The sequence below is a fragment of the Pseudomonas sp. FFPRI_1 genome, assembly GCF_055384485.1.
Genome location: NZ_AP029168.1, coordinates 701,192 through 723,062 on the forward strand (window position 1 = coordinate 701,192; position 21,871 = coordinate 723,062).

Sequence of the window (21,871 nt, forward strand, 5' to 3'; positions counted from 1 at the left end):
AGGATTCAGGATGGAGCCATGGAAAACGCCACTTTGCTGTTCCAGCTTCCCGACGATGACACGCTGTACCAGGCGCTGCTGGAGCGTGATCCGGCCTATGAGGGCTTTGCCTACGTCGGGGTGAAAAGCACCGGTGTGTTCTGCCGCCTGACCTGTGCGGCACGCAAGCCCAAGCGTCAGAACAGTGTGTTTTTCAGCTCCATCAAGGGCTGCCTCGAAGCGGGTTTCCGTGCTTGCCTGCGCTGTCGCCCCCTGGAGCGGGCCGGGGCCCAGGAGCCCTGGGTCAAGACCCTGCTCGACGCCCTGGAGCATGACGCCGAGCGCCGTTGGTACGAGGGCGACCTGATCCGCCTGGGGCTGGACCCCTCCACCGTGCGGCGGGCGTTCAAGCGTTACTTCGGGGTGACCTTCCTGGAAATGGCCCGTCTGCGCCGCATGGGCCAGGGCATGCAGCAGTTGGCTTCGGGGGAGCCGGTGATCGAGGCGCAGCTCAGTGCCGGCTTTGATTCCGACAGCGGCTTTCGCCGGGCCTTCGCGCGCCTTGCCGGCCAGCCGCCATCAAACCTGCGGGGGCGCGAGCTGCTCAAGGTGGATTGGCTTCAGACCCCGATCGGTGTGATGCTGGCGGTGGCCGACGCCCAGGTTTTGCATCTGCTGGAGTTCTTCGATCGTCCGGCCCTGGCCGCCGAGTTGCAGAGCCTGCAGAAAAACAGCGGTTCGAGCATCGGCTTCGGACGCTTTGCCCCCATCGATCAGATCGAGGCGCAATTGCAGCGCTACTTTGCCGGGGAGTCCGGGGACTTCACGACGCCCCTGGCGATGAACGCCTCGCCTTTCACCCGCACGGTCTGGCAGGCATTGCGGGCGATCCCCCTGGGCAGCACCTGCAGTTATGCCGAGGTGGCGAGCCGGATCGGCTCGCCCTCGGCGATACGTGCAGTGGCCCGGGCCAATGGGGCCAACCCGATCGCCATCGTGGTGGCCTGCCACCGGGTGATTGGCAGCGACGGCTCCCTCACCGGCTATGGCGGTGGCCTGTGGCGCAAGCGCTGGCTGCTGGAGCACGAGCGCCGGATGCGCCTTTCCCGGGGAGAGTCAGCGAGCGGCTTGTAGCTGGTTCAGGCAAGTGCCTGCGGCCGGTTCCGCCGGGGCGTCGGCAGCGAGCTGAGGGGGCACCTGCCCGGCCTGCCGGGCCAGCTCATCGGCATCCGCCTGCTCCGCTGTGGACAGCTCGGAGGCGTTGTGGCCGATACGCTTGAGCAGCAACAGCATGCACACCAGCGAGACCAGGGTGTAGCAGGCCGAGGCGATGGCCACGCCGACGATGCTGCCGGTGCTGTTGAGGATGCTCTGGGCCAGCACCGGGGTGGCGCCCCCCACCAGCAGTGAGCACAGCTGGTAGGAGATCGACAGCCCGCTGTAGCGCACCCGGGTCGGGAAGGCCCGGGCCAGGATGCCGCCCACCGCCCCGTAGAACATCGAGTGCGGCACCGTGGCCAGGCACATGCCGAGCACGGCAATCCAGTAGGTGCCGGTCTCCACGGCGAAGAACATCATCGGCATCAGCAGCAACTCTGGCACCACCATCAGCACCATCGCCTTGCGCATGTCGATTCGCGATACCAGTACTGCGCCCAGAGGCTGGGTGATGAACTGCACCACCAGGGCGATGACGATCACGCTGAGGAAGCTGCCCTGGCTGTAGCCCAGCTCCTTGGTGGCCCAGGACAGGGCGAAGGTGCTCTTGAAGTAGGTGACATGGATGATCGGCAGCACCCCGGCGCCCAGCAGCACGATGCGCCAGTGGCTGCGCAGGACTTCGAGAATCGGCAGTTTGACGGTCTTTTTCTGCTCGATCAGGCGCTTCATGTCATCGGACTCCTCGAGCTTGAGGCGGATGATCATGCCGACGATCACCAGCACCGCCGAGAGCAGGAACGGAATGCGCCAGCCCCAGAGCAGGAAGTCCGGCGCTGGCAGGGCGCTGAGGCCGAAGAACACCAGGGTCGCCAGCAGGTTGCCGGCCGGAGAGCCTTGCTGGGCGAAGGCGGCATAGAGGATGCCCTTGCCCTTGGGCGCGCTTTCGCTGGCGATCAGGATTGCCCCGCCCCATTCGCCACCCACGGCGATGCCCTGGATGATTCGCAGTGTCACCAGGGCGATCGGCGCCCAGATGCCGATCTGCAGGTAGCCGGGCAGCAGGCCGATGCAGGTGGTGGCCACGCCCATCATGATCAGGGTGATCACCAGGGTGGTCTTGCGGCCGATCTTGTCGCCCATGTGGCCGAAGATGATGCCGCCGATGGGGCGGGCGATGAAGCCGGCCCACAAGGTCAGGAAAGACAGCAGGGTGGCGGTGCCCGGGGGCAGGTCGGCGGGGAAGAACACCTTGCCGAACACCAGGGCGGCGGCGATCCCGTAGGCGTAGAAGTCGTACCACTCGATGGTGGTGCCGATGAACGAGGCAACGCCCGCCTTGCGGGCTTTCTTGTGGGCGGCAGCTTCCAGGGCGGCGGTCATGTTCAACTCCTGCTTGTTATTTTTATAGGCACCGGCGGCGGGCGCATGGACCTCATGCACGGTCCGACCGCTGGCAGCCTATACAGGCGGGAATCGAAAAATATAATGATTAAATCTTATGGTTTGATACGTGATTTCGTATCGCCAGGCGAGGCTCAAGGCCCCGTGGTTACGGGTGGCAGCAGGGACTTGAGCGTGCCGAGGAAATTCTCGGCGGCGGCCGATGGCTTGGCCTCCAGGCGAATCGCCAGGATCTGCGAAGGCGCGCCCGGGCCTTCGATCTCGCAGTAGCGCACCCCCGGCTGGCCGATCATCGCCAGGGTCTGGGGCACCAGCGCCACCCCCATCTCATGGGTGACCATTGCCACCACGGTTTGCCAGAGCCGGGTTTCGTGACGGATGCGCGGGCTGAAACCGGCCGCCACGCAGCGGGCGATGATCAGGTCGTGATAGTGCGGCGAGACTTCCCGGGGAAACAGGATGAAGTCGTCGTTGGCCAGTTGTGCCAGGTCGATGCGCGACACCTGGGCCAGTCGGTGCCCCAGGGGCAGGCAGCACAGAAAGGGTTCGGCCAGCAGCGTTTCGCTGTGAATGCCGGCGGCAAAGGTGCCGCCATGCACGAAGCCGAGATCGATCTGGCCGCGCTGCAGGGCCTGGGCCTGGTCGGCGCTGTTCATTTCCATCAATACGATCTCGGTGTCCGGGTGGTCGCGTTCGAAGGCCTTGACCGCCTGGGGCAGCCCGCGGTGCAGGATCGAGTTGACGAAGCCCAGGCTCAGGCGTCCGGCAAAACCCTCGGCCGAGCGCTGGGTCAGGCGTCGTGCCTGCTCGGCCCGCAGCAACAGGTAGCGCGCCTCCTCCAGCAACACCTGGCCGGCATTGGTCAGGCTCACGGACTTGTTGTTGCGGTTGAGCAACTGGATATCCAGCTGCCCTTCGAGTTTCTTGATGTCGAAGCTCAGTGCCGGTTGCGAGATGCACAGGCGGCTGGCGGCACGCCCGAAGTGCAGCTCTTCGGCCACCGCGACGAAGTAGCGCAGTTGTTTGAGGTCCATGGCGATCCCGGTTTCTACGATATTGTTTTCTTATCGTAGTTGATGAATTTTGTATTAGATACTTATCGATGGCGGCTCTAGTCTCGGCCTACAAAAATCAGGAGACGCGCCATGACCGCCGAGCCCCGCCCCATTGAAGACAGCCTGAACATCCCCGACAGCCGGGGCATCAACCTTTTCCAGTGCGATGCCGGCCTGGCCGCGTTGCTCAAGGTTTACCTGCCGCCCTCGGTCTATCAGCAATGGCTGCCCAGCCTGCAGCGCCTGGGCGCCCGGGCCGGCGCAGAACTCGATGTACTGGCCCTGTCCGCGGACAAGCACCCGCCGGTGCTGCAGCCGCGCACCCGCCGTGGCGAGAACCTGCAGAGCATTGCCAAACACCCGGACTACGTCGCCCTGGAACGGGTGGCCTACGCCGAGCTGGGCCTGGCCGCCATGAGCCATCGGCCCGGTGGCCCGCCGCCGTTGATCAAGTACGCCCTGACCTACCTGTTCGTCCAGGCCGAGTTCGGCTTGTGCTGCCCGGTGAGCATGACCGACTCGCTGACCCGGACCCTGTGCAAGTTCGGTACGCCGGAACTGGTGGCGCGTTACTTGCCATCCTTGCAGTCCCAGGATTTCGAGCAGTTGTTCCAGGGGGCGATGTTCATGACCGAACAGGCTGCCGGCTCCGATGTCTCGCGTACCGAAACCTGTGCCCGGCTGGAAGACGGCCAGTGGCGCCTGTTTGGCGAGAAGTGGTTCTGCTCCAACCCGGATGCCGACCTGGCCATGGTCCTGGCGCGGCCGCAAGATGCGCCCGCGGGCATGGCCGGGGTCAGCCTGTTCCTGCTGCCGAAGGTGCTGGCGGACGGCTCGCGCAACCACTACCGGATCCAGCGCCTGAAGGACAAGCTGGGCAGCCGCTCCATGGCCAGTGGCGAAATCACCCTGGAAGGCGCCAGCGCCTATTTGATTGGCGAGGTGGGCCGCGGCTTTCAGCAAATGGCCGACATGATCAACATGTCGCGACTGTCCAACGGCGTGCGTGCGGCGGGGCTGATGCGGCGCGGCCTCAACGAGGCCCTGTTCATCGCTCGCCAGCGCAAGGCGTTCGGCAAGCACCTGATCGAGATGCCGCTGATGCAGCGGCAACTGCTGAAGATGATGCTGCCCACCGAACAGGCGCGCTCGATGTTCATGCAGATCGCCACCCTGCTGCCACGGGCCGATGGCGGTGACGAGACGGCGCGCAAGTGCGTGCGCATCCTCACCCCGTTGATCAAGTTCCGCGCCTGCCGGGATGCCCGCCGAGTGACCGGCGATGCCATGGAGGTTCGGGGCGGCGTCGGCTACATCGAAGAGTGGAGCGATGCCCGTCTGGTGCGTGATGCCCATCTGGGGTCGATCTGGGAAGGCACCAGCAATATCGTCGCCCTGGACATTGCCCGGGCGGTGACGCGCGAGCAGGCATTGGAACCGCTGCAGGGGTATCTGGCCGGGTTGCTCGCCGAAGCCGATTTGCCCCAGGCCAGCCGCGTGCTGTTCGACTCGGCCCTGCTGCGCAGCGTGACCTGCTTTCACAACGTGGCGCAACAACGCCGGGACGAGCAGGTGCGCCAGGCCGGCAGTGTCCTGTACCACCTGGCCAGTGCGATTTTCATGGCCTGGGAAGCAACGCGCCAGGCGCCGGACTATCGGCGCCTGGCCCTGGCGCACCTGGTGCTGGTGCACAAGGTCCTGCCCCGTGACCCCTTGAATCTGGATGCGCCGATCGACGCCGAGCTGCTGGCGCGCCTGGCCACCGAGAGCCCGCTGTCCCAAGCCGAAGCCATGCGCCTGCTGCCGGCCTGAATGACCTTTGTGCAACTCACCGGAGTACTTTCATGACGCTTGCCCAAGGGGCCCTGACGGGCCTGAAAGTCATCGACCTCAGCCGTGTGCTCGGTGGTCCCTACTGTTCCCAGGCCCTGGCCGACCATGGCGCCGAAGTGATCAAGCTGGAGCCCCTGAGCGGCGACGAAACCCGGGGCTGGGGGCCACCTTTCGAAGGCGCCGACGCTTCGTACTATCGCGGCGTCAACCGCAACAAGCAGGGAATTGCCGTCGACCTGTCCCGCCCCGAAGGCCTGGAGTTGCTGATGCAACTGCTCGAAGGGGCCGACGTGCTGATCGAGAACTTCAAGCCCGGCACCCTGCGACGCTGGGGCATCGGTTATGCCGAAGTGCTGAGCCAGCGTTTTCCGGCGTTGATCCACTGCGCGGTTTCCGGCTTTGGGGAGGATGGCCCCCTGGGCGGCTTGCCCGGCTATGACGCGGTGATCCAGGCCATGGCCGGATTGATGAGCGTCAACGGCGAGGACGAGGGTGGGCCGTTGCGCATCGGCCTGCCGATCGTCGACATGGTCACCGGCCTGAATGCCCTGGCGGGGATTCTCCTGGCGCTCAACGAACGTCAGCGCAGCGGCCTGGGCCAGTCCCTGGACATTTCCCTGTACGACTGTGGCGTTTCGTTGCTGCACCCGCATTTGCCGAACTATTTCGCCGCCGGCAAGACCCCGCGGCGCACCGGCAACGCCCATCCCAACATTGCTCCGTACGACAGCTATCGCACAGCTGGCGAGCCGATCTTTCTCGCCGTCGGCAACGACCGCCAGTTCACCCGCCTGTGCCAGGAGCTGGGAGCCTGCGAGTTGCTGGATGATCCGCGCTTCGCCAACAACGGCCAGCGCTCGGTCAATCGCGAGGCCTTGAAGCACCAGCTGGAACGGCACCTGCAAGCCCATGATGGTCCCTCACTGGCCCAGCGGTTGATCGGCCTTGGGGTGCCTTGCGGTTCGATTGCCACCGTCGATCAGGTCGTGGCTCATCCCCACACCCGGCACCGCGGGCTGCTGGTGGAGATCGACGACTACCGGGGCATTGGCTCTCCGGTGAAGCTCTCGCGTACCCCGGCCAGCTACCGCAGTGCCCCGCCGACCCTGGGGCAGCATACCCGTGCGGTGCTGGAGGGGCTGGGGCTGGATGAGCCGACCATCGCCGCTCTGCTGGCCAGCGGTGTGGTACGGGGTTGAGGCCGGCGCAGGATCAGGGCCGGCGGGCTCGCAGCAGGGTGAAGGTGAGGTCCGGACTCTGCTGCAAGACTTGCTGCTGGCCGTCGAGCACCTGGACTGCCAGGCGATGCTCGCCCCGGTCGAGGTTCACCAATGGCAGGCTTGGCCCAGGCGTGGCGAGGCCATAGGGCTTGCCGTCCAGTACCAGGCGCAGGCGGTGGGACGCCTGCAGCTCCGGTTGCAACTCCACCTGCACGCTGAAGCTGCCATTGTTGGCCCGCAACGCAGCGTGCTCTGGCACTCCGCTCAACTGCAGCCGGGCGTAGGGCCTGGGGGTGGGTGCTTGCGCTGGCGCTGTTTCCCGGGGCAGCGGCGTGGGGCTCGGCATGCGATTGACCACGGACGTCTCGATCGACGGGTGCCCGGTCTTCGGCGGCTGGTCGCTGTAGGCGCGATGGCCCGTCCCATCGGTGTACTGATAGATCTGGGCGATGGCCGGCAGGGTGGTTATCCACAGCAGGCAAAAGACTGCGGCCCGCATGACAGTGCTCCCGGCCGCGCGGGCCTTCGCTGGAAAGGCTCCAGCATAGGGCGCCACACCCATTGGCGTGGCCGTGGTTAACCTTTGAACACACATAACTCGGCCGTGGCGCGGATCATCGCCAGTTGGCGCAGTGGGTCGGTGCTGCTGGTCTTGTTGGCCTGGGCCAGCCATTGCGGGCATTGCGGGTCGGTACGGTGAGGGCTGAAATCGGCCAGTTGCTGCAACAGGCGCTTTTGTAACCGATCGAGTTGCGGACGAATCTGCCCGACCAGGTCCGCCCGTGGCGTATCCGGCGCCTTGCCCTGCAGGTGCCAGGTGGAAAGCCTGGCGTACTGCACCAGTTTGTTGGCTTCGATCTGGGCCGCGAAGAATGGCTCCACCACCTCCTGGCCCAAGTGATAGGTGGCGGCCTGGCTCGCGGCCCCGGCGATCACCTGCTGTTCCCGCGGGCGGTCTTCCACGGCCTTGTGACTGTCCCATTTGCTCAGGGCCACCTGATCGGCAATGTCCAGGCGCTCGCCAATGCTGGCCAGCAGCGGGGCGAGGGCGGTCGGGGCGTCGGCGGCACGGGCGGCGGTGGCGGTGGCGAACAGACTGCAGGTCAGTGCCAGGTACAGCGTGAGGCGTGAGGGCATGGGGAGGCTCGGCTATTGTTCAATGAAGTGGCGCCCATGATGCACGCAACCGCCCTGCACCGGTCAAACCTGCATCCCTCGCCAGCCAAGACTCCGGCTATTTTGCAGGCATAAAAAAAGCCTCCCGAAGGAGGCTTTTTCATCACGCCGCTCGCGCAGGCGCTACCGGATCAGCAGCTGTAGTACAGCTCGTATTCCAGTGGGTGTACGAAGGTACGGACCTTGATTTCTTCTTCGCTTTTCAGGGCGATGTAGGCGTCGATGAAGTCGTCGCTGAAAACGCCGCCTTTGGTCAGGAACGCGCGACCTTTGTCCAGCTCTTCCAGGGCTTCCTTCAGGCTGCCGCAAACTTGTGGGATCTCTTTGGCCTCTTCAGGCGGCAGGTCGTACAGGTTTTTGTCAGCAGCGTCGCCAGGGTGGATCTTGTTCTGGATACCGTCCAGGCCGGCCATCAGCAGGGCAGCGAAGGCCAGGTACGGGTTGGCAGCCGGGTCCGGGAAACGCGCTTCGATACGGCGGGCCTTGGGGCTCGACACGTAAGGAATGCGGATCGAAGCGGAACGGTTGCGCGCCGAGTAGGCCAGCATGACCGGGGCTTCGAAGCCTGGCACCAGACGCTTGTAGGAGTTGGTCGCCGGGTTGGTGAAGCCGTTCAGGGCCTTACCGTGCTTGATGATGCCGCCGATGAAGTACAGGGCGGTATCGGACAGGCCGGCATAGCCTTCACCCGCGAAGGTGTTCTTGCCGTCTTTCCAGATGGACATGTGCACGTGCATGCCCGAGCCGTTGTCGCCGTACAGAGGCTTGGGCATGAAAGTGGCGGTGCGGCCGTAGGCATCGGCCACGTTGTGCACCACGTACTTCAGGGTCTGGGTTTCGTCGGCTTTCTTCACCAGGGTGTTGAACTTGACGCCGATTTCGTTCTGGCCGGCAGTCGCCACTTCGTGGTGGTGAACTTCGACGGTCAGGCCCATTTCTTCCAGTGCGTTGCACATGGAGGTACGGATTTCGTGGTCGTGGTCGAACGGTGGAACCGGGAAGTAGCCGCCCTTGACGCCAGGACGGTGGCCCTTGTTACCGCCTTCGATGTCCTGGTCGGACATCCACGAACCTTGCTCGGAGTAGATCTTGAACATCGAACCGGAGATGTCGGACTTGAATTTCACCTGGTCGAAGATGAAGAACTCTGGCTCTGGACCGGCGAATACGGTGTCGCCGATACCGGTGGCCTTCAGGTGCTCTTCGGCGCGCTTGGCGATGGCCCGTGGGTCGCGGTCATAACCCTGCATGCTCGAAGGTTCGATGATGTCGCAGACCAGGATCAGGGTCGGTTCTTCGGTGAAGGGGTCCAGTACGGCAGTGCTGTCGTCCGGCATCAGGATCATGTCGGAGGCTTCGATGCCTTTCCAGCCAGCGATGGAGGAGCCGTCGAACATCTTGCCCGCTTCGAAGAAGTCTTCATCCAGCGCATCACGAGCCGGCATGGTCACGTGATGTTGAGTGCCCTTGGTGTCAGTGAAGCGCAGATCAATCCATTTGACGTCATGATCTTTGATGAGTTGAACCGACTTCGACATAGTGTCCTCCGGGTGGCTTCGGGCTTGGTGTTGGAGTGCCCTTAGAATGTGGGTGATGCCGGCGCGAATACTCTGCCATGGCAACCTGCCTCACAAGGGAGCAAATTGCATGCCAGTGCCCCGAGATGGGTTTTCTGCCCCAAAATCACGCTTTATACGGCGGATTCGGTCAAATGCCGGCATCTGGCGCACTGCAATGTAGCGTCTTTGCCAATAAATGACCCGTTTTGGTGCATCGAAAACCTTCTGCACATTAACTGGTTAAACCTTGAGCAATTTCCGCTATAATCCGCGCCCCCCTTTTTCGGCTGGCCCAGCGCGCGCTGTTTTCATGAAACTAATCGTTAAAGTTTTCCCGGAAATCACCATCAAGAGCCGCCCGGTTCGGACGCGTTTCATCCGTCAGTTGGCGAAGAACATCCGTGCCGTGCTCCGCGACCTGGACCCGGCCGTGGTGGTCAATGGTGTATGGGACAACCTCGAGCTGGAAACCGCCGTCAGCGAGCCCAAGGCCCTGAAGGACATGACCGAGCGCCTGGGCTGCATGCCCGGCATCGCGCATTTCCTGCAGGTCGACGAGTACCCTCTGGGCGACTTCGACGACATCGTTGCCAAGTGCCACCAGCACTTTGGCGAGTCCCTGGCGGGGAAGGTTTTTGCCGTGCGCTGCAAGCGTGCCGGCAAGCATGAATTCAGCTCCATGGACGTGGAAAAATACGTCGGCAGCCAACTGCGTCGGCAGTGCGGCGCCGCCGGAATTTCCCTGAAAGCGCCGGAAGTTGAAGTGCGGATGGAAATTCGCGACCAACGGTTGTTCGTGATCCACAGCCAGCACAATGGCATCGGCGGCTACCCGCTGGGCGCCCTGGAACAGACCCTGGTGCTGATGTCCGGCGGTTTCGATTCCACGGTGGCGGCCTACCAGATCATGCGCCGCGGCCTGATGGGGCATTTCTGCTTCTTCAACCTGGGCGGGCGTGCCCATGAACTGGGCGTGATGGAAGTCGCGCACTATATCTGGAAGAAGTACGGCAGCTCCCAGCGCGTGCTGTTCGTCAGCGTGCCGTTCGAGGAAGTGCTCGGGGAAATCCTCGGCAAAGTCGACAACAGTCATATGGGCGTCATTTTGAAGCGTATGATGTTGCGTGCCGCGTCGAGCATCGCCGACCGCCTGCACATCGACGCGTTGGTCACCGGCGAGGCGATTTCCCAGGTGTCCAGCCAGACCTTGCCGAACCTCTCGGTGATCGATTGCGTGACCGACAAGCTGGTGCTGCGTCCGCTGATCGCCAGCCACAAGCAGGACATCATCGACCTGGCCGTGGAGATCGGCACCGCCGACTTCGCCAAGCACATGCCGGAGTACTGCGGGGTCATCTCGGTGAACCCCAAGACCCATGCCAAGCGCCATCGCGTCGAGCATGAAGAGAAAGAATTCGACATGGCCGTGCTCGAGCGTGCGATCGAGCGGGCCAAACTGGTGCCGATCGATCGGGTGATCGATGAGTTGGGCCAGGATGTGCAGATTGAAGAAGTCAGTGAAGCGCTGGCCGGTCAGATCGTCATCGACATCCGTCATCCGGATGCCGAGGAAGATGACCCGCTGGACTTGGCTGGCATCGAAGTAAAAGCGCTGCCGTTCTATGCATTGAACGCCCGCTTCAAGGAACTGGACCCTACGCGCCAGTACCTGCTGTATTGCGACAAAGGCGTCATGAGTCGCCTGCATGCTCACCATCTGCTCAGTGAGGGACATGCCAATGTGCGCGTTTATAGACCGAGCTAAGTGCCCGGGGATGTTTGCCTGTGGCTTGCGTCACCGTCCCCCCGACGCCGCCGTAAAGCTGTAACGGCAAAGCCTGACTCTATTGTTAATCGCTGCCATAACTTGTCAGCACACCGAATCCTCTGATCGAGATACACAAGTGATCGAAAATCTACGCAACATCGCCATCATCGCCCACGTTGACCACGGTAAAACCACCCTGGTAGACAAACTCCTGCGTCAATCCGGCACCCTGGAGCGCAACGAGCTCAACGACGAGCGCGTGATGGACTCCAACGACCAGGAAAAAGAGCGCGGCATTACCATTCTGGCGAAAAACACCGCCATCAACTGGAACGGCTACCACATCAACATCGTGGACACCCCGGGCCACGCCGACTTCGGCGGCGAAGTTGAGCGCGTAATGTCCATGGTCGACTCCGTGCTGCTGCTGGTCGACGCTCAAGACGGCCCTATGCCGCAAACCCGTTTCGTGACCAAGAAGGCTTTCGAAGCCGGCCTGCGTCCAATCGTGGTGATCAACAAGGTTGACCGTCCGGGCGCGCGTCCTGACTGGGTTCTGGACCAGATCTTCGACCTGTTCGACAACCTCGGCGCTACCGAAGAACAGCTGGACTTCAAAGTCGTCTACGCCTCGGCCCTGAACGGCATTGCCGGTCTGGACCACACCGAAATGGCCGAAGACATGACCCCGCTGTACCAGTCGATCGTCGACAACGTGCCAGCGCCAAGCGTTGACCGTGACGGTCCGTTCCAGATGCAGGTTTCCGCTCTGGACTACAACAGCTTCCTGGGTGTGATCGGCGTTGGCCGTATCGCTCGCGGTCGCGTCAAGCCGAACACCCCGGTGGTGGCCATCGACGTCAACGGCAAGCGCCGCAACGGTCGTATCCTCAAGCTGATGGGTCACCACGGTCTGCACCGTGTAGACGTTGAAGAAGCAGCTGCCGGCGACATCGTCTGCATCAGCGGTTTCGACGAGCTGTTCATCTCCGACACTCTGTGCGACCCGACTGTTGTCGAAGCGATGAAGCCACTGAGCGTTGACGAGCCAACCGTTTCCATGACCTTCCAGGTCAACGACTCGCCATTCTGCGGTAAAGAAGGCAAGTTCGTGACCAGCCGTAACATCAAGGAGCGTCTGGACAAGGAGCTGCTGTACAACGTTGCTCTGCGCGTTGAAGAAGGCGACTCGGCTGACAAGTTCAAGGTTTCCGGCCGTGGTGAGCTGCACCTGTCGGTACTGATCGAAACCATGCGTCGCGAAGGCTTCGAGATGGGCGTTGGCCGTCCTGAAGTGATCATCCGTGAAGTTGACGGCGTGAAGCAGGAACCCTTCGAAAACGTCACCATCGACATCCCTGAGGAATCCCAGGGCAAGGTCATGGAAGAAATGGGCCTGCGTAAGGGCGACCTGAGCAACATGGTTCCGGATGGCAAGGGCCGTGTACGCCTGGAATACAACATCCCGGCTCGTGGTCTGATCGGTTTCCGTAACCAGTTCCTGACCCTGACCAACGGTGCAGGCATCCTGACCTCGATCTTCGATCGTTACGCTCCAATGAAGTCCGGCCACATGTCCGGCCGTCAGAACGGCGTACTGGTATCGGTAGAAACCGGCAAGGCCCTGACTTACTCCCTGGAAACCCTGCAGGCGCGCGGCAAGCTGTTCGTCGAGCACGGCCAGGAAATCTACAACGGTCAGATCGTTGGTCTGAACAGCCGTGACAACGACCTGGGCGTCAACCCTACCAAGGGCAAGAAGCTCGACAACATGCGTGCTTCGGGTAAAGACGAAACCATCGCCCTGGTTCCACCTGTTCGCTTCACCCTGGAACAGGCTCTGGAATTCATCCAGGACGACGAGCTGTGTGAAGTGACTCCTAAGTCCATCCGTCTTCGCAAGAAGATCCTGGACGAAGGCGAGCGTACCCGCGCTGCCAAGAAAGCCAAGAACTGAGTCTTTAGTTCCGGCTGAATGAAAACGCCCCCGGCCTTGCGGTCGGGGGCGTTTTTTTTCGCCCGGAGAAAACGCCGAAGCCTCAGTTGTAGCCGCTGCCGAGCCTGCGATACAGCGACCGCTCGCGCAGCGGCCGCCAACCCGGGCGGCGAGTGCTACCTGAACGGTCGTGGTGGCTGTTTTGCGGCTGCATTGCAGCCGATCGCAGTTGCAGCCTCGGGGCGGCTACAGCAGCGACGGGGGGAGGCTCAGAAGCGTTCCAGGGTCCGGCTGCTGGTATTGGTCGGACGCACCTGGGGCTTGGGCTTGTAGGCGCAGTAGCCCGGACGCGGACCGATCTTCGGGTGGTTGCGGCAGGTGTCCGGGCGCTTGTCATAAATGGTGCACAGGCGGCTTTTACGATCCAGATACAGGCAGTCGTTGTTGCTCATGCGCTGCAGGGTGAAGATTTCCGACTTCTGGTTGTAGCGCTCGACGATGCCTTCCTTCTGCAGGCGCTTGGCGATGTTCTTCGCCGGCTCGCCGCGTTCGAATTCATCGACGATGCCAATGCGGATCAGGTCCTTGATCTTCACTTCCACCGGCAGGGTGCAGCAGCTGGACATGCAGGAACCGCACATGGGCGCAGAGTATTTGGCCCAGGTATCGAGACGATCGATTTCCGCGGCGGCGATCAGGTTGGACTTCATCAAGGTGGTTTTTCCGGCATGTTCCAGGGCGCGCGATCATACCGGGACTGGTGGATTTTTGAACAACTTTGTGTCGGATTTTTCGTCATGTGGCGCCGTTCAATGCCTGGCGGCACGGCATCTGCATCTTTTCCCCGGCTGGCGCAGAAGACTCTCTCTTTGACCGAGCCATTTGAAACAGCGTCGAACCAGAGCCTTTGCCTTCTGTCAGACCGACTAGGCTCAGACAATTCCATGCTCACTGTGTATCTCGTCAGAGGTCGTATCGATGACTCAGGAACCCCTTGTTCGTGACGCTGAGGTGGCCGCTTTCCGCGAAGCCGTCTTGACCAAACTCACCTACGCGGTAGGCAAAGACCCGGATCACGCCTTCGACCACGATTGGTTCGAGGCCATTGCCCTGGCCGCGCGGGACCATATGGTCGACCACTGGATGGATCACACCCGGCAGATCTACCGCAAGGGCCAGAAGCGGGTGTACTACCTGTCCCTGGAGTTCCTGATCGGCCGCCTGCTGTTCGACAGCCTGAGCAACCTCGGGCTGCTGGAGGTGGCCCGCGAGGCCTTGACCGACCTCGGGGTGGACCTGGAGCGCATCCGCTTGCTCGAGCCCGATGCGGCCCTGGGCAATGGCGGCCTCGGGCGCCTGGCGGCGTGCTTCATGGAGAGCATGTCGACCCTGGGCATCGCCGGGCATGGCTACGGCATTCGCTATGAACATGGGCTGTTCCGCCAGGCCATCGTCGACGGCTGGCAGCAGGAGCAGACCGAGCACTGGCTGGATTTCGGCAACCCCTGGGAGTTCGAGCGCCCGGAGGTGATCTACTCCATCGGTTTTGGCGGCAGTGTCGACACCGTGACCGACGAGACCGGCAACAGCCGACAGGTCTGGTGGCCGGCGGAAACCGTGCGCGCGGTGGCCTACGACACGCCGGTGGTGGGCTGGCGCGGGGCCAGCGTCAACACCCTGCGCCTGTGGCGGGCCCGGGCCATGGAAGACCTGCACCTGGAGCGCTTCAACGCCGGCGACCACCTGGGGGCGGTGGCAGAAGTGGCCCGGGCCGAAAGTATTTCCCGGGTGCTGTACCCGGCCGACAGCACCGAGGCCGGCCAGGAGCTGCGCCTGCGCCAGGAGTACTTCTTTGTTTCGGCATCGCTGCAGGACCTGTTGCGGCGCCACAAGAACATGCACGACTCGGTGCTCAGCCTCGGCGAGCATGCGGCGATCCAGCTCAACGACACCCACCCGTCTATCGCCGTGGCCGAGCTGATGCGCCAGCTGGTGGACCTGCACGGCATTGCCTGGGATGCAGCGTGGCAGGTCACCGTGGAAACCCTGTCCTACACCAACCACACCCTGCTGCCCGAAGCCCTGGAAACCTGGCCGGTGGGCCTGATGGAACGCATGCTGCCGCGGCACATGCAGATCATCTACCTGATCAACGCCCAGCACATCGACGCCCTGCGGGCCAAGGGCCTGCATGATTTCGACGTGCTGCGGGCAGTGTCGCTGATCGAGGAAGACAACGGCCGCCGGGTGCGCATGGGCAACCTGGCGTTTCTCGGCTCCCACAGCGTCAACGGCGTGTCCGGGCTGCACACCCAGTTGATGCGCAGCACGGTGTTCTCCGAACTGCACAAGCTGTACCCCGAGCGGATCAACAACAAGACCAACGGCATCACCTTCCGCCGCTGGCTGTATCAGGCCAACCCGCAGCTCACCGAGATGCTGGTGGAGGCCTTGGGCCCTGAGCTGCTGGACAGCCCAGAGGAACTGCTGCGCGGGCTTGAGCCCTTTGCCGAGAAGCCGGCGTTTCGCAAGCAGTTCGCCGAGCAGCGCCTGCACAGCAAGCGCGCCCTGGCGGCGATCATCCACGAGCGCCTGGGCATCGCGGTCAACCCGGCGGCGCTGTTCGATGTGCAGGTCAAGCGCATCCACGAATACAAGCGCCAGTTGCTCAACCTGCTGCACACCGTGGCGCTGTACCAGGCGATCCGCGCCGAGCCGGAAACCGACTGGGTGCCGCGGGTGAAGATCTTTGCCGGCAAGGCTGCCGCCAGCTATCACCAGGCCAAGCTGATCATCAAGCTGACCAACGATATCGCCCGTACGGTGAACAACGATCCGACCGTGCGCGGGTTGCTCAAGGTGGTGTTCCTGCCCAACTACAACGTCAGTCTGGCGGAGAGCATCATTCCGGCCGCCGACCTGTCGGAGCAGATTTCCACTGCGGGGTTCGAGGCCTCGGGCACTAGCAACATGAAGTTCGGCCTCAATGGCGCCCTGACCATCGGTACCCTGGACGGCGCCAACGTCGAGATGTGCGAGCAGGTCGGCGCCGAGCACATGTTCATCTTCGGCCTCAGCGCCCAGCAGGTGGAGGCACGCAAGCGCAACGGCGAATTCAGTGCCGGGCCGGACATCGCGGCTTCCCATCGTCTCAACGATGTCTTGCAGGCCATCCGGGGCGGGGTGTTCTCCCCGGATGATCCGTCGCGCTACACCGGGCTGATCGATTCGCTGATCGACTACGACCGCTTCCTGGTCTGCGCCGACTTCGATGCTTACTGGAGTGCCCAGGCGCGGGTCGAAGAGCGTTGGCACGACACCAAGGAGTGGTGGCGCTCGGCGGTGCTCAACAGCGCGCGGATGGGCTGGTTCTCCTCGGACCGGACCATTCGCGAATACGCCACGCAGATCTGGAAGGCGCTGGACTGATTGACCAGGAAAACTCTGGAACTGTGCGCGAGGCCCAACGTTTGTTGGGCCTTGTCGCTATACTGACGCGGTTTTTTAGCCCTCTGTTCGTGTCTTTTGGCGGATATTCAACTTCAAACACAAGCGCATGCCTGCCTGCAGGCGTAGGCTGGCCGCAATGACGCCAGGGCAAGGCGCATAACAAAACGCTGCTCCTGTCCTTCAATGGACTGCTTAGGGATGTCGACACATGCAATGGATGTTCATGGTGTTGGGGGTCGTGCTGGGCTGGATCGTTGACGAGTCGTTCGGCGATGCCCTGATTGGCGCGTTTGTGGGCCTGGCCATCGGCTTGGCCTTGCGTCTCGGCACTGTGCAGCGACAGGTCGCCGGCCAGCAGCGTGAACTGGAGCAGGCCAAGGTGGCCCTCTCCACGCTGGGGCAGCGACTGGCTCAGCTCGAAGCCGCTGGCCCTCCACCTGCCGAGCCAATGCCCGAGCCGCAGGCTGCCGCCAGCCATGCGCCGGCTCCGGAACCGGCCAGCGCCTTCAGCCCGGCAGCAGAGTCGGCACCGCTGCCAGAGTTCATTCTCGACGAAGTCCAGCCCGTTGCACCGGCACCCGCTGCGGTGGAGCTGGTCTGGGAGCTGCCGGCCGCAGTACGGCCGGCAACCGACAGCAGCCAGCCCTTGCCCGATTCGGTCTGGCAATCCCAGGTGCCACCTGCGCCTGGGCAGCCACTCGAGCCTGCGCCAGCGCTTCCACGGGAACCGAACCTGATCGAACGCGCCATCAACGGTGCGCGCAACTGGCTGTTCGGCGGCAATACCGTGCTGCGGGTCGGTGCGGTGCTGCTGTTCCTCGGCCTGGCCTTCCTCCTGCGCTATGCCACTGAAGGCATGGTGGTGCCCATCGAACTGCGTTACGCCGGGGTCGCCGCCTGCTCCCTGGGCCTGCTGGGCCTGGGCTGGTGGCTGCGCCGACGCAACAGCAGCTACGCCTTGATGCTGCAAGGCACCGGGATCGCGGTGTTGTACCTGACGGTGTTCGCGGCGATGCGCCTGCACCCGTTGCTCGACCCTTCCGCCGCCTTGGGCCTGCTGGTGGCGGTGACGCTGTTTTCGGCGATCCTGGCCGTGACCCAGGATGCCCTGGGCCTGGCGGCCGCTGCGGCGCTGGGCGGGTTTGCCGCGCCGATCCTCACCTCCACCGGCGCCGGCAGCCATGTGGCGCTGTTCAGCTACTTCGCCCTGCTCAACGCCGGCATCCTGGCCATCGCCTGGTTCAAGGCCTGGCGCCTGCTGAACCTGATCGGCTTTGTCGGCACCTTCGGCATCGGTTTTGCCTGGGGCCTGCGTTCCTATGCCCCGGAGCTGCTGTGGAGTACCGAGCCGTTCCTGATCCTGTTCTTTGTCATGTACCTGGCCATCGGCCTGCTGTTCACCCGGCGCAAGCTGCAGGAGATGACCGATGCACCGGCGGACGACAGCCGCCAGGCGCTGCTGCACTGGTCGGCGCGCAAGGGCGACTACGTCGACGGCACGATGTTGTTCGGTCCGCCGCTGGTGGGGTTCGGCTTGCAGTTGGCGCTGGTTCAGCACCTGGAGTTTGCGGCCTCCTTCAGTGCCCTGGCGCTGGGCCTGATCTACATGCTGCTGGCCCGGGTGCTGTTGGGCGGGCGGGCCATGCTGCTGGGTGAAACCTGCCTGGCCCTGGGGGTGATTTTCGCCAGCCTGGCGATTCCCCTGGGCCTGGATGCACGCTGGACCTCCGCCGCCTGGGCCGTGGAAGGCGCGGGAATATTCTGGCTCGGCCTGCGCCAGCAACGGCCGCTGGCTCGGGCATTCGCTCTGTTGCTGCAAGTGGGTTCGGCCCTGGCCTTCCTCAGTGAGCTGCGCCCCGGCGATACCAGCCTGCTGGCCGGGGCGCCGTTGGGGGCATTGCTGCTGGGCATCGCGTTGCTGTTCAGCTTCGAGCAGCTGCGGCGGGCGCAGAAGACCCAGGTAGCGAGTTGGGAGCAGGGCATTGCGCCGATCCTGGCGGTGGCCGGGCTGGCCTTCCTGTACCTGCTGGCGCCGTTGTTCCTGTTCACCCAGGGCACCGCCATCAGTTGGGCGCTGGCCGGGTTGGCGACGCTGTTCGTCGGCCTACGCCTGCAATCGCGGACCTTCCTGTTCACCGCCTTCGCCGTGCAGCTGTTGGGCGGCGCGCTGTTCCTGATGCGCCTGCAAGGCGCCGGCGGCGATGCCGGTGCGGTATTCAGTGCTGGCTGGAGCGGCTTGATGAGCGCTTCGCTGATTGGCCTGGCGCTGATCGGCGGCATGCTCCTGGCGGCCCGCGATGACATGGTGCGCAGTGACCCGCGGCTGCTGCGGGGCCTGTCCCTGGTGCTGCTGGCCGGGTTGATGATGATCAACCTGGCGGTGCTGTTCGTCCTGCCCTGGAACACCGCCAGTGGTGTCTGGGCGGCCAGCGGCCTGCTGATCATCTGGCTCAGCCTGTACCTGCAGCAGCGGGCCAGTTTTGTCTTCGGCCTGGTGCTTCAGGTGATTGGCGGCAGCACCTTCCTGCTGGCCGGTTCGGACGGGTATTTCGTGGCGCTGGCGGATGCTGCGCGGCCCCTGGCCAATGGCGACTTCTGGACGCCGATGGTCCTGGCCCTGGCGGCCCTGGTGGGTGCCTGGCGTTTGCAGCGGGGCAACCATGGCTCGGCCTTCGATGCCTTGAGCCTGGGCCGTCTGTCCGACCTGTTGCTGGCCTGGGGCGCTTGCTGGTGGGCCTTTACCTGGCTCAAGGAAGTGCTGCGCTTCGCTCCGGCCCATTGGCAGGCCAGCCTGCTGTTGCTGATTGCCGCGGCTAGTGTGCTGCTCTGGGCGCTGCTGGCGGTACGCCTGAAATGGTCGTCCCTGGGCTTGCTGTGCAGCCTGTTGATACCGGCCGCTGGCCTGGTGCTGCTGGCGTCCTGGGCGCCGCGCTATCACCCGGCGGCGGATTTCGGCTGGCTGGCCTGGACCCTGCTGTTCGCCGTGCACTTCTTCAGCCTGCGGCGCCTGGCGGCGCTGTTGCCGGAACGGGTGGCGAGCATCGCCCATGTGCTGGGCTGCTGGTTGCTGATCGGCGTGCTGGCCCTGGAACTGCGTTATGGCCTGCTGCTGTTGTCCGAGCAGTACAACGCCTGGCGCTGGCTGGGCTGGGCGCTTCTGCCGAGCCTGTACCTGGTGGCGATGGCCGCACCGCGCAACTGGCCGTGGCCGGTTTCCGCCTATTCCCGGGAATACCGTCTGTATGCCGCACTGCCCCTGGCGGTGTTGATGCTCGGCTGGTTCTGGCTGGCCAATACCTTCAGCGATGGCCGAGCCGAGCCGCTGCCCTACCTGCCGCTGCTCAACCCGCTGGAGCTGGGGCTGCTGTTCGCCCTGTTCGGCGTCTATGTCTGGTCCCGCAGCGCGGTGCAGGAACTGGCGATCCGCGCCGATTACGCCGAACGCGCCACGCAACTGGTGGCGGGGCTGTCGCTGTTCGCCTTCTTCACCGTGCTGGTGATGCGCGCGGCGCACCATTGGAGCGGCGTGCCGTTCCAGGCGGATGCGTTGCTGGAGTCGATGATGGTCCAGGCCGGGCTGTCCATCGTCTGGACCCTGATTGCCCTGGGGTTGATGATCGGCGGCCATCTGCGCCACCGCCGCGAAGTCTGGCTGATTGGCGCCGTGCTGATCGCGCTGGTGGTGGCCAAACTGTTCCTGGTGGAGCTGAGCAACCGTGGCGGCCTGGCGCGGATCGTCTCGTTTATCGGGGTGGGAGGATTGCTGCTGGTGGTGGGCTATTTCGCCCCGTTGCCGCCCAAGCGTGTCGAGGCTGAAGCCGAGCCCGGCAAACCGTTGAATGAAGGAGTGTCGTCGTGATTTCGAAGCTGAGCCTGGGCTGGTTGGGGGCTGTTGGCCTGTGTGTGGCGCTGTCTGCCGTGGCCCAGGACAAGCCGGGGGATTTCAAGTCCCTGGTGCCCTTGAACCTGAGCGGCGAAGGCCCCTGGTATCGCCTGGAGTTGCCGCTGGCGGTGCAGCTGCATGCCAGCCAGACCGACCTGCAGGATATTCGCGTGTTCAACGCCGCCGGCGAGCCCCAGGCCTATGCCCTGGTGCGCCAGCAGGCGCAAACCCGCGAGCAGCGCCATCTGACCGAGGTGAAGTGGTTCCCGCTGTACAACTCGGTGGATGCTGCCGACAGCCCCCCCAGTGTGCGGGTGCAGTCCACCAGCAATGGCACCCTGGTGGAGGTCCAGCCCTCCACCCAGCTGGAGGCCGGCGAGGAAGTCCTGCGCGGCTGGCTGCTGGACGCCAGTGCGATCAAGGCGCCGTTGCAGCAACTGGTGCTGGACTGGACCAGCGAGCGCGACGGCTTCCAGCGCTTCAGCATCGAGGCCAGCGACGACCTGCAGCACTGGCAGGCCTGGGGTGAAGGCCAGGTGGCGCGCCTGTCGTTTGCCGACGAGCGGGTCGAGCAGCATGAAGTGGCCTTGCCCGGGCAGACGGCGCGCTACCTGCGCCTGTTGTGGAACACCCCGCAGGCGGCGCCGGTGCTGACCTCGGCGCAATTGCAGAGCAGCACCACCAGCAGCCTGCCGTCGCCGCTGGTGTGGTCGCAGCCCCTGGGCGGCAGCAGTTCCAAGGCCGGCGAATACACCTGGCAGTTGCCCATGGGCCTGAACCTGGAGCGGGTGCGGATTGCCCTGACCCAGGCCAACAGCCTGGCCCCGGCCACGCTCTATGGGCGGCGTGAAAGCAGCCTGCCGTGGCAGCCCCTGGGCAACGGCCTGCTGTATCGCCTGACCCAGAGCGGCCAGGACGTGCAACAGAACGAACTGCAGCTGCCGGGGCAGACCGTGCAGCAACTGAGGCTGGTGGTGGACGAGCGCGGCGGCGGCCTGGGGGCCGAGGCCCCAAGCCTGGAGTTCGCCGTGCGCGGCACCCAGCTGGTGTTCCTGGCCCGGGGCGAGGGGCCTTACACCCTGGCCCTGGGCAACCCTACCGCGAGCGCGGCCAACCTGCCCCTGGCGACCCTGATCCCCGACTACAGCCCGCAGCGCCTCAAGCAGTTGGGCCAGGCCCGGGTCGAGGGCACGATGCAACTGACGTCGGCGACTGGCGCACCTGCCGCTGCCGTGGCGGCCGGCGGGCCGGACTGGAAGAAGATCGGCCTGTGGGCGGTATTGCTCCTGGGGGTGCTGGCCCTGGGCGGCATGGCCTTCAGCATGTTGCGCAAACCGGCAGCCTGAGGCGAGTACTTGTGGCGAGGGCGAGGGCGAGGGCTGCCGCTGGGGCGGCCGGTGCTCCGGGGCGCAACCGCGCCAATGGCAACAACCCCATTCCTGCAGCCAAG

The 21,871-nt window shown here is 64.1% G+C and carries 14 protein-coding genes; 8 read left to right on the forward strand and 6 right to left on the reverse strand.

The genetic code is table 11. The features are described from left to right. Positions 1-18 precede the first annotated feature (18 nt). Positions 19-1,113 carry a bifunctional transcriptional activator/DNA repair enzyme AdaA gene (locus ACZ5BO_RS03150; RefSeq protein WP_464698205.1) on the forward strand — a complete coding sequence of 365 codons (1,095 nt, stop codon included), beginning with the start codon at positions 19-21 and terminating at the stop codon, positions 1,111-1,113. Here ACZ5BO_RS03150 and ACZ5BO_RS03155 read toward each other — a convergent pair. Next, entirely contained in the window at positions 1,096-2,520 is a 1,425-nt protein-coding gene (locus ACZ5BO_RS03155) for an MFS transporter (protein ID WP_464698207.1), read from the reverse strand. The two genes, ACZ5BO_RS03150 and ACZ5BO_RS03155, sit on opposite strands and share 18 nt — an antisense overlap. A 155-nt stretch (positions 2,521-2,675) precedes the next feature. After that, on the reverse strand, positions 2,676-3,575 hold the full coding sequence (locus ACZ5BO_RS03160) for a LysR family transcriptional regulator (RefSeq protein ID WP_025130235.1): 900 nt from the start codon (positions 3,573-3,575) through the stop codon (positions 2,676-2,678). A gap of 111 nt (positions 3,576-3,686) precedes the next feature. Here ACZ5BO_RS03160 and ACZ5BO_RS03165 point away from each other — a divergent pair, with 111 nt between their 5' ends. Together ACZ5BO_RS03165 and ACZ5BO_RS03170 are read left to right on the forward strand one after the other, a co-directional pair. Next, complete coding sequence (locus ACZ5BO_RS03165; protein ID WP_025130236.1) at positions 3,687-5,408, forward strand: acyl-CoA dehydrogenase family protein; 1,722 nt, start codon at positions 3,687-3,689, stop codon at positions 5,406-5,408. Between the two features lie 32 nt (positions 5,409-5,440). Next, positions 5,441-6,628 (forward strand): CaiB/BaiF CoA transferase family protein, encoded by a 1,188-nt coding sequence (locus ACZ5BO_RS03170; protein WP_464698210.1) that lies wholly within the window; start codon positions 5,441-5,443, stop codon positions 6,626-6,628. A gap of 13 nt (positions 6,629-6,641) precedes the next feature. On the opposite strand, the gene ACZ5BO_RS03175 is transcribed toward ACZ5BO_RS03170, so the two are convergent. From ACZ5BO_RS03175 to glnA, 3 genes are all read right to left on the reverse strand, one after another. Continuing rightward, complete coding sequence (locus ACZ5BO_RS03175; RefSeq protein ID WP_464698212.1) at positions 6,642-7,148, reverse strand: DUF4124 domain-containing protein; 507 nt, start codon at positions 7,146-7,148, stop codon at positions 6,642-6,644. Positions 7,149-7,225: 77 nt separating this feature from the next. Continuing rightward, the gene (locus ACZ5BO_RS03180) at positions 7,226-7,786 is read right to left on the reverse strand and encodes a chorismate mutase (RefSeq protein WP_025130239.1); all 561 of its coding nucleotides are present in this window, start codon (positions 7,784-7,786) and stop codon (positions 7,226-7,228) included. 170 nt (positions 7,787-7,956) lie between these two features. Beyond that, positions 7,957-9,363, reverse strand: coding sequence for a glutamate--ammonia ligase (gene glnA, locus ACZ5BO_RS03185; RefSeq protein WP_025130240.1), 1,407 nt, complete (start codon positions 9,361-9,363; stop codon positions 7,957-7,959). Between the two features lie 331 nt (positions 9,364-9,694). Between glnA and thiI the strand changes: the two genes are divergently transcribed. Both thiI and typA read left to right on the forward strand, forming a co-directional pair. After that, complete coding sequence (gene thiI, locus ACZ5BO_RS03190) at positions 9,695-11,149, forward strand: tRNA uracil 4-sulfurtransferase ThiI (protein WP_025130241.1); 1,455 nt, start codon at positions 9,695-9,697, stop codon at positions 11,147-11,149. 139 nt (positions 11,150-11,288) lie between these two features. Beyond that, the gene (typA, locus tag ACZ5BO_RS03195; RefSeq protein WP_025130242.1) at positions 11,289-13,109 is read left to right on the forward strand and encodes a translational GTPase TypA; all 1,821 of its coding nucleotides are present in this window, start codon (positions 11,289-11,291) and stop codon (positions 13,107-13,109) included. Between the two features lie 248 nt (positions 13,110-13,357). Here typA and ACZ5BO_RS03200 read toward each other — a convergent pair whose 3' ends face one another. Beyond that, entirely contained in the window at positions 13,358-13,798 is a 441-nt protein-coding gene (locus ACZ5BO_RS03200) for a YkgJ family cysteine cluster protein (RefSeq protein ID WP_025130243.1), read from the reverse strand. Between the two features lie 268 nt (positions 13,799-14,066). Here ACZ5BO_RS03200 and ACZ5BO_RS03205 point away from each other — a divergent pair, with 268 nt between their 5' ends. The 3 genes from ACZ5BO_RS03205 (at position 14,067) to ACZ5BO_RS03215 (ending at position 21,767) form a co-directional block, all read left to right on the forward strand. After that, the gene (locus ACZ5BO_RS03205; RefSeq protein ID WP_464698215.1) at positions 14,067-16,517 is read left to right on the forward strand and encodes a glycogen/starch/alpha-glucan phosphorylase; all 2,451 of its coding nucleotides are present in this window, start codon (positions 14,067-14,069) and stop codon (positions 16,515-16,517) included. A 229-nt stretch (positions 16,518-16,746) separates the two neighbouring features. Next, the gene (locus ACZ5BO_RS03210) at positions 16,747-20,397 is read left to right on the forward strand and encodes a DUF2339 domain-containing protein (protein WP_464698217.1); all 3,651 of its coding nucleotides are present in this window, start codon (positions 16,747-16,749) and stop codon (positions 20,395-20,397) included. After that, the gene (locus ACZ5BO_RS03215; protein ID WP_464698219.1) at positions 20,394-21,767 is read left to right on the forward strand and encodes a DUF3999 domain-containing protein; all 1,374 of its coding nucleotides are present in this window, start codon (positions 20,394-20,396) and stop codon (positions 21,765-21,767) included. Before ACZ5BO_RS03210 ends, ACZ5BO_RS03215 begins: the two co-directional genes overlap by 4 nt. The last annotated feature ends 104 nt before the right edge of the window (positions 21,768-21,871 follow it).

What these genes read in the sequence shown, in the direction of transcription:
- ACZ5BO_RS03150 (WP_464698205.1), top strand. Translation starts at nt 19, where the DNA reads ATGGAAAACGCCACTTTGCTGTTCCAGCTTCCCGACGATGACACGCTG.
- ACZ5BO_RS03155 (WP_464698207.1), bottom strand. Translation starts at nt 2,520, where the DNA reads ATGACCGCCGCCCTGGAAGCTGCCGCCCACAAGAAAGCCCGCAAGGCG.
- ACZ5BO_RS03160 (WP_025130235.1), bottom strand. Translation starts at nt 3,575, where the DNA reads ATGGACCTCAAACAACTGCGCTACTTCGTCGCGGTGGCCGAAGAGCTG.
- ACZ5BO_RS03165 (WP_025130236.1), top strand. Translation starts at nt 3,687, where the DNA reads ATGACCGCCGAGCCCCGCCCCATTGAAGACAGCCTGAACATCCCCGAC.
- ACZ5BO_RS03170 (WP_464698210.1), top strand. Translation starts at nt 5,441, where the DNA reads ATGACGCTTGCCCAAGGGGCCCTGACGGGCCTGAAAGTCATCGACCTC.
- ACZ5BO_RS03175 (WP_464698212.1), bottom strand. Translation starts at nt 7,148, where the DNA reads ATGCGGGCCGCAGTCTTTTGCCTGCTGTGGATAACCACCCTGCCGGCC.
- ACZ5BO_RS03180 (WP_025130239.1), bottom strand. Translation starts at nt 7,786, where the DNA reads ATGCCCTCACGCCTCACGCTGTACCTGGCACTGACCTGCAGTCTGTTC.
- glnA (WP_025130240.1), bottom strand. Translation starts at nt 9,363, where the DNA reads ATGTCGAAGTCGGTTCAACTCATCAAAGATCATGACGTCAAATGGATT.
- thiI (WP_025130241.1), top strand. Translation starts at nt 9,695, where the DNA reads ATGAAACTAATCGTTAAAGTTTTCCCGGAAATCACCATCAAGAGCCGC.
- ACZ5BO_RS03200 (WP_025130243.1), bottom strand. Translation starts at nt 13,798, where the DNA reads ATGAAGTCCAACCTGATCGCCGCCGCGGAAATCGATCGTCTCGATACC.
- ACZ5BO_RS03205 (WP_464698215.1), top strand. Translation starts at nt 14,067, where the DNA reads ATGACTCAGGAACCCCTTGTTCGTGACGCTGAGGTGGCCGCTTTCCGC.
- ACZ5BO_RS03210 (WP_464698217.1), top strand. Translation starts at nt 16,747, where the DNA reads ATGCAATGGATGTTCATGGTGTTGGGGGTCGTGCTGGGCTGGATCGTT.